This window comes from Pseudomonas paracarnis (genome assembly GCF_904063055.1).
Lineage (GTDB): Bacteria > Pseudomonadota > Gammaproteobacteria > Pseudomonadales > Pseudomonadaceae > Aquipseudomonas > Aquipseudomonas paracarnis.
Genome location: NZ_CAJFCN010000008.1, coordinates 184669 through 196849 on the forward strand (window position 1 = coordinate 184669; position 12181 = coordinate 196849).

The following is a 12181-nucleotide window of genomic DNA, read 5'->3' on the forward strand; positions in this document are numbered from 1 at the left end:
CGAAAGGGTTGGCGGCGGGTTGTCATCAAAGTTGGGGGCTCAGGCCAGGATTTCAAGGGCGGGCCAATTCCTCAATCTTGAAATGTGCGCGGGCGGTGGCAATCGGTTCGGCCGGTGTGCTCTGCCAGGCGGTAATCGCCACGTTGGCCACGCGCCGGCCCTGGCGCCATACCTGGCACTTGGCATAGGTGTCACGAAACTGGCCGGCGCGCAGGTAATCCAGGGAGAAGTCGATGATTTTCGGCAGGCCCGGAGCGCCCGTGAACACCATCAGGTGCAGGGCGGCTGCCAACTCCATGAAGCCGGCGATCACCCCGCCATGCAGCGCCGGCAATATGGGGTTACCAATATTGTCCTGGTTGGCCGGCAGGCGAAACAGCAACTCATCCCCCAGCCGGGTGCATTCGATGCCGATCAACCTGGCATAAGGCACCAACTCGAGCAGCGCGTCACAGTCGCCACGATCGAGGGCTTGCTCCAGGCGCGTCTTGAACCGATGCGTCATGCCTGCTCTCCCTTGACGACAGTGCCCAAGCCTTGGGTGCCTTTGAGGCGCTTGCCCATGCGCATGAATGTGCCCACCACATGGGCGATAGGTTGTTGCGGGTCATCCTGATAGGCAACGCCACGGGTGAAGATCACGTCGGTGGTCACCCGGTAGCATTGCGCGAAGCCATACACCGGCTTATGGGGTTCGGCGGGATGCATGTAGTCGATACGCAGGTCCAGGGTGGGGCACACCTCGAACTCGGGCAGTACGCACAGGGTCGCCATGCCGCACGCGGTGTCCATCAAGGAGGTCAGCGCGCCGCCGTGGATCACCCCGCTCAGGGGGTCACCGACAATATGCGGCCCATAAGGCAGTACGAGGGTCATGCCCTCCTCGCTGGCTTCATGCACCGCCACACCCAGCACCTGGCAATGGCGCAGGGCCGAAACGAAGCGCACGGCACGCTCTAACAAAGGGTTTTCGGTCATTGTTTTTAGACTCTTATTAGTGTGAATTCGGCGGATTGGAATGACTGGGTAAAGTTCCTGTACGAAACATGCTATATATCTGTGGGACATAAGGAACTAATGCTGGCCCCTTGGGTTCGAAAGGCCAGTAGATATCTTCAATAAGGAGAAACACCCCATGCGTAAGACATTAGCTATTTCCATGATGCTGGCCGCTGCTCTCGGTCTGGCTGCCTGCGACAAGAAATCCGAAGACAAAGCCCAAGATGCCGCTGCACACTCTGAGCAAGCACAGCAAGACATGGCTAAAGCACAGGATAAAGTGAACGACGCTGCGAAAGAAAACGCTGAAGCTGCCAAAGCTCAGGCCGAATCGAACGAAGCTGCTGCAAAAGAAGCTGCACCTGCCGCACCTGCAGAACCTGCCAAGCAGTAATCGCAGGGTTTAAAGCAGTATTGCAGCAAAAGAAAGCCCGCTGATTAAAGCGGGCTTTTCTTTGTCTGCGATTTGCTTGCAGCGCTACTGTGCGCCGTCTTTTACAACGTCGGCTCCCGGCATATCGGTCGGGGTATACACCATCACCTGCAATACATCGGAATGGAACTCGCGGCGGTACAGCACCAGCACCACCCCGCTACTCATCAACATGAACAACCAGGGGCTGACAAACCAGGCCAGCATGGTCATGCCGAAGTAATAGGCGCGCAGGCCAAAGTTGAACTGGTTGGCCGCCATCGAAATCACTCGCGCCGCCCGCAAAGCAAACGCCTTGCGCTCCTGCTCTGACACGTGCCGTTCACCGATCATGGGCGCCGAGCCCACCAGCACCGCCGCGAAGTTGTACTGGCGCATGCACCAGCTGAAGGTGAAAAAGGCATAGACGAACACCAGTGCCAGGCACAGCAATTTGATCTCCGACATGCCCTGGGATGCCTGCTGCACCATGGGAATGTCCGCCAGCAGTGACACTGCGCGTTCCGAAGCCCCCAGCACCGTGAGAATACCGGCGAGGATGATCAAGGTGCTGGAGGCAAAGAACGAGGCATTGCGCTCCAGGTTACCGATCACACTGGCGTCGGCGATACGGTTGTCGCGCAGCAGCATGCGGCGCATCCAGTCTTCACGGTACAGGTGCAACACACTGGCCAGGCACGCCGTGTCCCGGGCTTTCCACGTTGCGTAACGGGTGTAGCCGCCCCAGCAGATGACAAACCAGAGTGCTGCAAGCAGATGAACTTGATTGATTTCGACAAACGACATGTAGGTCCTTGTACAGGGTAGCCATGGTGAAAACGCGGTCAAACTGTGGGAGCGGGCTTGCTCGCGAATGCGGTGTGCCAGCTGCATATTAGTTTGCTGACACACCGCATTCGCGAGCAAGCCCGCTCCCACATTACCGGTTCACAAGTTTAGAAATATGTAACCTCATACGCAAAAAAAATGCCCCGTATCGTTTGATACGGGGCATTTCAGTAGAGCTCAACCGCGCGTTACGCGATGGCTTCGCTGCGCTTGCCCAGCATACGGTCAATCACCACGGCCCCGACCAGCGTCATCACCGACGGCACCAGCCACGCCAAGCCTTGTTCGCTCAACGGCAGGTTTACCAGTTGCGTAGGCATCCAACCCGCCAGGCCCGCCCCCTTGAGTGCGTCGATGCAGCCAAAGATGAACGACACCAGCATCACCGGGCCGACAATACGGCCCTGTTCCTGCCAGAACCCTTTGCAGAAGCTCAAGGCCACCAACACGATGCATGGCGGGTAGATCGCGGTCAGCACCGGGATCGAGAAGGCAATGAGTTTGGTCAAGCCCAGGTTGGACACAAACAGCGAGAACAGTGCCAGGATCACCACCAGAGTCTTGTAGGACAGCGGCAGGATCTTGCTGAAGTACTCGGCGCAGGCACAGGTCAGGCCCACGGCGGTCACCAGGCATGCCAGGGAAATCAGCACGGCGAGGAAACCACTGCCCAGGGAGCCGAACGTGTATTGCACATAGGCGTGCAGTACCGCCGCGCCATTGCTGGCACCCGCGGCCACGGCATGGCTGCCCGAACCCAGGCGGAACAGGCTGACGTACACCAGTGCCAGGCCCACGCCGGCAATCAGCCCGGCAATGATCGCGTAGCGAGTGATCAGCTTGGGTGACTCGACGCCACGGGAGCGAATCGCGTTGACGATCACGATGCCGAACACCAGGGCGCCCAGGGTATCCATGGTCAGGTAACCATTAATAAAGCCTTGGGAGAACGGCGCGGCAACGTATTCCGGCGTGGCAACCCCCACCTCACCGGCGGGCAAGGCAAACGCAGCGATGCCGAGAATAGCCAGGGCGATGATTTTCAGCGGCGCCAGGAAACGGCCCACGGTGTCCAGCAGTCGACCTGGGTACAGGGAGACAAAGAACACCACCAGGAAATACACCGAGCTGTAGAGGAACAGTGCCAACGGGCTCTCACCGGTCAAGGGCGCCAGGCCCACTTCAAACGATACTGTTGCGGTGCGCGGGGTCGCAAACAGCGGGCCCACTGCCAGGTAGGCCGCTGCCGCCAGCAGGCCACCGGCGATCTTGCCAATCGGGCTGCTCAGCGCATCCATGCCACCACCGACCTTGGCCAGGGCGATCACAGTGACCACCGGCAAACCGACCGCGGTGATCAGAAAGCCCAGCGCCGCCATCCACACATGCGGCCCGGACTGCAAACCAACGATAGGCGGGAAGATGATGTTGCCGGCGCCCACGAACAGGGCAAAGGTCATAAAGCCCAGCGCCAGGATATCCTGGCTTTTCAACACTTTCATTTGAGGAAATACCACACTACTGAATCGGAATTTAGAGAGGGCTTCCCTATGGATGAGGGAAATGCTGCCGGCCCTTGTGGGGACCGACCGGTCTAGCGCGCAGCTTCCTTTTGGGACGCGGACGCATAAAGAGGCGGCTAGAGTACAGAATTAGGCTGACAAACGCACTGTTGCGGGGCGGACTGTCCGATAAGCGACATTTCAATGTCGCGTTTTCATACTTAATTGGGCAACACAGAACCCTGTGGGCGCTGGCTTGCCTGCGATGGCATCGACTGGGCATGGCTGATGCGCCGAGGTGTCTGCATCGCAGGCAAGCCAGCTCCCACATTGAACCGAGTACATCCCCAAATCTGGGTATACCCAGAAAGCACAAAGGCCACCCGAAGGTGGCCTTTGTGTGGTGAAGCGTCAGCTAAGCGCGAGGCTTACTTGACAGCCCAACCGGTCAGCTCGGCCAGGGCCTTGCCGATGTCTGCCAGCGAACGCACGGTTTTAACGCCTGCGTCTTGCAGTGCAGCGAATTTCTCGTCTGCAGTGCCTTTGCCGCCAGAGATGATTGCGCCAGCATGGCCCATGCGCTTGCCCGCAGGGGCAGTCACACCAGCGATGTAGGAAACAACCGGCTTGGTCACGTGTGCCTTGATGTAGGCAGCCGCTTCTTCTTCAGCCGAACCGCCGATCTCACCGATCATTACGATCGCTTCGGTCTTCGGGTCTTCCTGGAACAGCTTCAGGATGTCGATGAAGTTGGAGCCTGGGATCGGGTCACCGCCGATGCCGACGCAAGTCGACTGACCGAAACCGGCGTCAGTGGTCTGCTTGACAGCTTCATAGGTCAGGGTGCCGGAACGGGAAACGATACCGACTTTACCTGGCAAGTGAATGTGACCTGGCATGATGCCGATCTTGCATTCGCCTGGGGTGATCACGCCTGGGCAGTTAGGGCCGATCAGGACTACGCCCAGTTCGTCGCACTTAACTTTAGCGTCCAGCATGTCCAGGGTAGGAATGCCTTCGGTGATGCAGACGATCAGCTTGATGCCGCCGAATGCCGCTTCCAGGATCGAGTCCTTGCAGAAAGGAGCTGGAACGTAGATCACGCTGGCGGTGGCGCCAGTGGCTTCTACTGCTTCTTTCACGGTGTTGAACACGGGCAGGCCCAGGTGCTCGGTGCCGCCTTTGCCTGGAGTTACGCCGCCAACCATCTGGGTGCCGTATTCGATGGCTTGCTGGGTGTGGAAACTACCTTGCGAACCGGTAATACCCTGGCAGATAACTTTGGTGTCTTTATTGATCAGGACGCTCATTACTTGCCCTCCGCAGCTTTGACAACTTGTTGAGCAGCGTCGGTCAGGCTGGTAGCCGCGATGATGTTCAAACCGCTTTCTGCCAGTACTTTAGCGCCCAGTTCAGCGTTGTTACCTTCAAGGCGAACAACAACCGGGATTTTAACGCCGACTTCTTTCACTGCACCGATGATGCCTTCGGCAATCATGTCGCAACGAACGATGCCGCCGAAGATGTTGACCAGTACTGCAGCGACGTTGGAGTCGGACAGGATGATCTTGAACGCTTCGGTAACGCGTTCCTTGGTAGCGCCACCACCTACGTCGAGGAAGTTGGCTGGCTTGCCGCCATGCAGGTTGACGATGTCCATGGTACCCATGGCCAGGCCGGCACCGTTGACCATGCAGCCGATGTTGCCTTCCAGGGCTACGTAGTTCAGTTCGAACTTGGCAGCGTGCGCTTCGCGCGGATCGTCTTGCGACGGATCGTGGAAAGTCTTCAGCTTAGGCTGACGGTACATGGCGTTGGCGTCGATGTTGATCTTGGCATCGAGGCAGTGCAGATCGCCGTCAGCCTTGATCACCAGCGGGTTCACTTCCAGCAGGGCCAGATCGTGATCCTGGAACAGTTTGGCCAGACCTACGAAGATCTTGGCGAACTGGGCAACTTGCTTGCCTTCCAGGCCCAGCTGGAAAGCCAGTTCACGACCCTGGAATGGCTGAGCGCCAACCAGTGGATCGATAGTGGCCTTCAGAATTTTTTCTGGGGTTTCGTGAGCAATTTTCTCGATGTCCACGCCACCTTCGGTGGAAGCCATGAACACGATGCGACGGCTCGAACGGTCAACGACAGCGCCCAGGTACAGCTCTTTAGCGATATCAGTGCACGATTCAACCAGGATCTTGGTGACTGGTTGGCCATTGGCATCAGTCTGGTAAGTCACCAGACGCTTGCCCAGCCACTGCTGTGCGAAGGCCTTGGCGTCTTCTTTGCTGCGAACCAGCTTGACGCCGCCCGCTTTACCGCGACCACCGGCGTGGACCTGGGCTTTGACAACCCACTCGCTGCCGCCGATTTTGTCGCAAGCTTCTGCTGCTGCTTCCGGGGTGTCTACTGCGTAGCCCTTGGAAACTGGCAGGCCGTATTCAGCGAACAGCTGCTTACCCTGATACTCGTGAAGATTCATGCTTTTTACCGTCTTCGTTAGGTACTGCGCATTCGGCGCTGCGCTCATTATGAGTGCCGCGCCACCTGTGACTGCTGCTCGCGCAACTTGCGGGGCTTATGGCCCGTAAAGCTGCGCAAGGCTGCGTCCAGCGGATATTCCGCGGTGAGTCTTGCGCGCAAGGCTCACGACGGGCAACTCCGCCGTGGTTTCTTATTATCTCGCTTAGCGCTTCTTCTTGTTGGCAATGTGGATGGCGCCGCCATTCACTGCCAACGCAGCTTCGTGCAGCGCTTCGGACAGGGTCGGATGGGAGAAGACCATCATGCCCAAGTCCTCGGCACTGGTGCCGAATTCCATGCCGATCGCGCCTTGCTGAACCAGTTCTGCAGCGCTTGGGCCAATCACGTGGACGCCCAATACGCGGTCAGTCTTGGCATCAGCGATGACTTTGACAAAACCACCGGTGTCGTTGGCTGCCATGGCACGGCCAGAAGCGGCAAACGGGAAGGTGCCGACGTTAACTTCAACGCCTTCAGCTTTCAACTGCTGTTCGTTCTTGCCGACCCATGCAATTTCCGGGTGGGTGTAGATAACCGATGGGATCAGGTCGTAGTTCATCTGGGTCTTGTGACCCTTGATGCGCTCAACGACCATGATGCCCTCTTCGGAAGCCTTGTGGGCCAGCATCATGCCACGAACCACGTCGCCAATGGCATAGACGCCAGGCACGGTGGTGGCGCAATGATCGTCAACGTGGATGAAACCACGCTCGTCGATGTTCACGCCGCTGTCGGAAGCCAGCAAGTCGTTGGTCACTGGGCGGCGGCCCACGGCGACGATCAGCTTGTCGAAAGTGATGGTCTGCTCGCCGTCTTTATCGGTGTAGGTCACTACGACTTCTTCGCCGTTGACCTTGGAACCGGTAACACGGGCGCCGAGCTTGATGTCCAGACCTTGTTTGGTCAGGGTTTTCAGCGCTTCCTTGGACACCGCGGTGTCGGCAGCCAGCAGGAATGTATCCAGGGCTTCCAGCACGGTGACTTGAGCACCCAGGCGGGACCATACCGAACCCAGTTCCAAACCGATCACGCCAGCGCCGATGACGCCCAGACGCTTAGGCACAGCTTGGAATTCCAGGGCGCCGGTCGAATCAACGATCACGTTGTTATCAACAGGAGCAGGCGGAATGTCGATTGGACGCGAGCCGGGTGCCAGGATCACGTTTTCGGCTTCGATGACTTCAACCGAACCGTCTGGCTTGGTGACTTCAACTTTCTTGCCGGCCAGCAGCTTGCCGTGGCCTTGAATGGAAGTCACGCCGTTGGCCTTGAACAAGGTGGCAACGCCGGAAGTCAGGCCTTTGACGATGTTGGCTTTACGGCCGACCATTGCGGGTACGTCCATGGTCACGCCAGCATGGTTGATGCCGTGGATCGCAAAGCCGTCTTGGGCTTCGTGGAATTTCCAGGAGCTGTCCAGCAGCGCCTTGGACGGAATGCAACCCACGTTCAGGCAAGTACCGCCCAGCGCCAGTTTGCCTTCCTTGTCGGTGTATTTTTCGATGCAAGCAGTGGACAGGCCCAGTTGCGCAGCCTTGATGGCGGCAACATAGCCGCCAGGGCCTGCACCAATCACTACAACGTCAAATTTCTGTGTCATGAAAATAGATCCTCTATTTGCGACAAGCTTCTAGTCACACGTTGCAAGCCAAGCTGCTTTTTCCTACAGCTTGTAGCTCGCAACGTGCAACTGCTTCTATCAGATGTCCAGGAGCAGGCGAGCCGGGTCTTCCAGCAGGTTCTTGATGGTCACCAGGAACGTCACGGCTTCTTTACCGTCGATCAGGCGGTGATCGTAAGACAGTGCCAGGTACATCATTGGGCGGATCACGACTTGGCCGTTGATGGCCATCGGACGCTGGATGATGTTGTGCATGCCCAGGATCGCGGCCTGCGGTGGGTTGACGATCGGCGTCGACATCATCGAACCGAAGGTACCACCGTTGGTGATGGTGAAGGTACCGCCGGTCATCTCGTCGATGGTCAGCTTGCCGTCACGGGCTTTCTTGCCGAAGCCAGCGATGCCGCCTTCGATTTCGGCCAGGCTCATCAGCTCGGCGTTACGCAGGACTGGAACCACCAGGCCGCGGTCGCTGGAGACGGCAACGCCGATATCCGAGTAGCCGTGGTAAACGATGTCGCCGCCGTCGATCGAAGCGTTGACTGCCGGGAAGCGCTTCAGCGCTTCGGTGGCCGCTTTCACGAAGAACGACATGAAGCCCAGGCGCACGCCGTTGTGGGACTTCTCGAACAGGTCCTTGTACTTCGAACGCAGGGCCATGACTTCGGTCATGTCGACTTCGTTGAAGGTGGTCAGCATCGCCATGTTCGACTGAGCTTCAACCAGGCGCTTGGCCACGGTGGCACGTACACGAGTCATCGGTACGCGCTTCTCGGTGCGGTCGCCAGCGGCAAACACAGGCGCAGCGGCAGCAGGCGCTGCAGCCTTGGCAGGTGCGGCAGCCGGAGCGTTCTTCTTGGCTTCAACTGCGGCAACCACGTCTTCCTTGGTCACACGGCCATCTTTGCCGGTGCCCTTGATGGAAGCCAGGTTGATGCCGTTTTCCTCAGCCAGTTGACGCGCAGCCGGTGCAGCGATTGGATCTTCGCCACCCGCAGCCGGTGCGGCAGGCGCAGAAGCAGCCGGTGCAGCAGCGGCAGGAGCAGGAGCAGCGGCAGCAGCGCTGCCCTCTTCGATCGAGCCCAGTACCTGGTTCGACAGAACGGTAGCGCCCTCTTCAGCAACGATTGCGCCCAGCACGCCGTCAGCTTCGGCCAACACTTCCAGAACGACTTTGTCGGTCTCGATGTCGACGATCAGGTCGTCACGCTTGACGGCCTCGCCTGGTTTCTTGTGCCAGGTGGCAACGGTGCCATCGGCAACCGATTCCGGGAATGACGGGGCTTTGATTTCGATAGCCATTATCTGTAGGTCCTTAAAATTCGGTTTCAGTCAGCGCGAAGGCGTTAAACAGTGAAAGCATCTTGCAGCAGTTTTTCCTGCTGCTCGGCGTGCATCGACGCGTAACCACAGGCAGGTGCAGCAGAAGCATCACGACCGGCGTACTCAAGGACCAAAGCCTTGTTGTGGTTGCCGATGCTGCGACGCAGATGATGCTGGCTGCTGTACCAGGCGCCCTGGTTCATCGGTTCTTCCTGACACCACACTACGTTCGTGAGGTTGGTGTAAGGCGCGATGATCTCCATGAGGTCATCTTCCGGGAACGGATAAAGCTGCTCGATACGCACGATGGCGATGTCTTCGCGGCCTTCGGCACGGCGTTTTTCCAACAGATCGTAGTAGACCTTGCCGCTGCACAGGATCAGGCGAGTGACCTTGGCGGCGTCCAGCGTATCGATCTCTGGAATCACGGTCTGGAACGAACCTTGGGCCAGATCTTCCAGGGTCGAAACGGCCAGCTTGTGACGCAACAGCGACTTCGGCGTCAGTACCACCAGCGGCTTGCGCAGCGGACGGATCACCTGGCGACGCAGCAAGTGGTAGATCTGCGCCGGGGTCGTCGGCACGCACACCTGAATGTTGTGCTCGGCGCACAATTGCAGGTAACGCTCCAGACGGGCCGAGGAGTGCTCAGGGCCCTGACCTTCATAACCGTGTGGCAGCAGCATGGTCAGACCGCACAGACGGCCCCACTTGTGCTCGCCGCTGGTGATGAACTGGTCGATAACCACCTGGGCACCGTTGGCGAAGTCGCCGAACTGGGCTTCCCAGATCACCAGCGCGTTCGGCGTGGTGGTCGAGTAACCGTATTCGAACGCCAGTACGGCTTCTTCGGACAGGAACGAATCGTACAGGTCGAAACGTGGCTGGCCTTCGTACAGGTTCTGCAACGGGATGTAGGTGCCCGCGTCTTTCTGGTTGTGCAATACAGCATGACGGTGCGAGAACGTACCGCGGCCGATGTCCTGGCCGGTCATGCGGATCGGGTGACCTTCGAACGCCAGGGTCGCGTACGCCATGGTTTCGGCGTAACCCCAGTTGATCGGCAGGCCACCGGCTTGCATCTTCTGACGGTCTTCGTAGATCTTCGCAACCTGGCGCTGTACGACGAAGCCTTCGGGAATTTCCAGCAGCTTGGCGGACAGTTCCTGCAACGTCTTCAAATCGAACGAGGTATCGTGACGTGCAGTCCAGGTGTGACCCAGGTATGGGCGCCAGTCAACGAACAGCTCTTTGTTCGGCTCCTTGACCAGGCTTTTCACTACATGCAGGCCGTTGTCCAGCGCGTTGCGGTATTCGTCGACTTTCGCCTGAACACGCGCATCGTCAACCACGCCGGCCTTGGTCAGGCTTTCGGCGTACAGCTCACGGGTGGTGCGCTGCTTGGTGATCTGCTGGTACATCAACGGCTGGGTGCCGCTTGGCTCGTCCGCTTCGTTGTGACCGCGACGGCGGTAGCAAACCAGGTCGATGACCACGTCACGCTTGAACTGCATGCGGTAGTCGACAGCCAGTTGGGTGACGAACAGCACGGCTTCCGGATCATCGCCATTCACATGGAGGATCGGCGCCTGGATCATCTTGGCAACGTCGGTGGCGTACTCGGTGGAACGCGCGTCCAACGGGTTGCTGATGGTGAAGCCCACCTGGTTGTTGATGACGATGTGAACGGTACCACCGGTCTTGAAGCCGCGAGTCTGCGACATCTGGAACGTTTCCAGGACCACGCCTTGACCGGCGAATGCCGCGTCACCGTGGATGGAAATCGGCAGAACCTTCTCACCGGTGGAATCGTTACGACGATCCTGGCGAGCACGTACCGAACCCTCGACCACTGGCGAAACGATTTCCAGGTGGGAGGGGTTGAATGCCATGGCCAGGTGAACTTCACCGCCGGTGGTCATCACGTTGGACGAGAAGCCCTGGTGGTATTTAACGTCACCGGAACCCAGCTCGACCTTCTTCTTGCCTTCGAACTCGTCGAACAGCTCACGCGGGTTCTTGCCGAAGGTGTTGACCAACACGTTCAGGCGACCACGGTGAGCCATGCCGATCACGATTTCCTTGGTGCCATAGGAACCGGAACGCTGGATCAGCTCGTCGAGCATCGGAATCAGGCTTTCGCCGCCTTCCAGGCCGAAACGTTTGGTGCCTGGGTATTTGGTGCCCAGGTATTTCTCGAGGCCTTCGGCCGCGGTCACGCGCTCCAGCAGGTGGCCGCGCACATCGGCGGACAATACCGGACGGCCACGCACGCCTTCCAGGCGGTGCTGGAACCACTGGCGCTGCTCGGAATCGGTGATGTGCGTAAATTCAGCGCCGATGGTGCGGCAATATGTCTGCTGCAACGCTTCGTGAATTTCGCGTAGGCTCGCTTCCTCTTTGCCGATGAACAGGTCGCCGGCACGGAAGGTCGTATCAAGATCGGCATTGGTCAAGCCGTAATGATTGATCGACAGGTCTGCAGGTGCAGGACGCTGCCACAGCCCCAGCGGGTCAAGCTGGGCTGCCTGGTGGCCACGCATACGGTAGGCCTGGATCAGTCGCAGTACTTCAACTTGCTTCTTCTCATGCTCACTGCTCACGCTGCCGGCGGAAACCGGTTGGGCGCGGCGCTGGTTCTTTGCCAGCAGCACGAACTGATCGCGAATTGTTGCGTGCGATACATCGGTGGCAGCGTTGCCGTCTGAAGACAACGTCTGAAATTTGGTGCGCCATTCTTCTGGCACAGCGTTAGGGTCGTGCAGGTAGAGCTCATAAAGCTCTTCCACATAGGCAGCGTTACCACCTGAAAGATAGCCGCTGTTCCACATGCGCTGCATCACGCTTTCTTGCATGCTTGGTCACCCTCGATTTGGGGACACCACCGGCGAAAACACCGAGTTTGCTTGCAAAAGGCCAAGTGCAGCGACCAAAACAAGCAACTTAGGATCACGCTGA

10 protein-coding genes are annotated in these 12181 nt (G+C 58.5%); 1 reads left to right on the forward strand and 9 read right to left on the reverse strand.

The genetic code is table 11. The features are described from left to right. Window positions 1-52: 52 nt before the first annotated feature. Window positions 53-505, reverse strand: coding sequence for a PaaI family thioesterase (locus JMV15_RS18490; protein WP_038449582.1), 453 nt, complete (start codon window positions 503-505; stop codon window positions 53-55). Then, window positions 502-978, reverse strand: coding sequence for a PaaI family thioesterase (locus JMV15_RS18495; protein ID WP_038449580.1), 477 nt, complete (start codon window positions 976-978; stop codon window positions 502-504). The genes JMV15_RS18490 and JMV15_RS18495 overlap by 4 nt, the downstream gene beginning before the upstream one ends. A 157-nt stretch (window positions 979-1135) precedes the next feature. Here JMV15_RS18495 and JMV15_RS18500 point away from each other — a divergent pair, with 157 nt between their 5' ends. Next, window positions 1136-1393: a hypothetical protein gene (locus tag JMV15_RS18500; protein ID WP_003190018.1), complete on the forward strand. Its 258-nt coding sequence runs from the start codon at window positions 1136-1138 to the stop codon at window positions 1391-1393. 84 nt (window positions 1394-1477) lie between these two features. Here JMV15_RS18500 and JMV15_RS18505 read toward each other — a convergent pair whose 3' ends face one another. From JMV15_RS18505 to JMV15_RS18535, 7 genes are all read right to left on the reverse strand, one after another. Beyond that, a complete protein-coding gene (locus JMV15_RS18505; RefSeq protein WP_014717735.1) occupies window positions 1478-2218 on the reverse strand; it encodes a DUF599 domain-containing protein in 741 nt (246 codons plus the stop codon). 230 nt (window positions 2219-2448) lie between these two features. After that, on the reverse strand, window positions 2449-3762 hold the full coding sequence (gene brnQ, locus JMV15_RS18510) for a branched-chain amino acid transport system II carrier protein (protein ID WP_014717734.1): 1314 nt from the start codon (window positions 3760-3762) through the stop codon (window positions 2449-2451). A gap of 428 nt (window positions 3763-4190) precedes the next feature. Further along, the gene (gene sucD, locus JMV15_RS18515; protein ID WP_003190013.1) at window positions 4191-5072 is read right to left on the reverse strand and encodes a succinate--CoA ligase subunit alpha; all 882 of its coding nucleotides are present in this window, start codon (window positions 5070-5072) and stop codon (window positions 4191-4193) included. After that, window positions 5072-6238: an ADP-forming succinate--CoA ligase subunit beta gene (gene sucC / locus JMV15_RS18520; RefSeq protein WP_003190011.1), complete on the reverse strand. Its 1167-nt coding sequence runs from the start codon at window positions 6236-6238 to the stop codon at window positions 5072-5074. Before sucC ends, sucD begins: the two co-directional genes overlap by 1 nt. Before the next feature lie 204 nt (window positions 6239-6442). Beyond that, entirely contained in the window at window positions 6443-7879 is a 1437-nt protein-coding gene (gene lpdA / locus JMV15_RS18525; RefSeq protein ID WP_014717733.1) for a dihydrolipoyl dehydrogenase, read from the reverse strand. A 99-nt stretch (window positions 7880-7978) separates the two neighbouring features. Continuing rightward, window positions 7979-9202 carry a 2-oxoglutarate dehydrogenase complex dihydrolipoyllysine-residue succinyltransferase gene (odhB, locus tag JMV15_RS18530; protein ID WP_014717732.1) on the reverse strand — a complete coding sequence of 408 codons (1224 nt, stop codon included), beginning with the start codon at window positions 9200-9202 and terminating at the stop codon, window positions 7979-7981. Window positions 9203-9246: 44 nt separating this feature from the next. Then, the gene (locus JMV15_RS18535) at window positions 9247-12078 is read right to left on the reverse strand and encodes a 2-oxoglutarate dehydrogenase E1 component (protein WP_014717731.1); all 2832 of its coding nucleotides are present in this window, start codon (window positions 12076-12078) and stop codon (window positions 9247-9249) included. Window positions 12079-12181 lie beyond the last annotated feature (103 nt).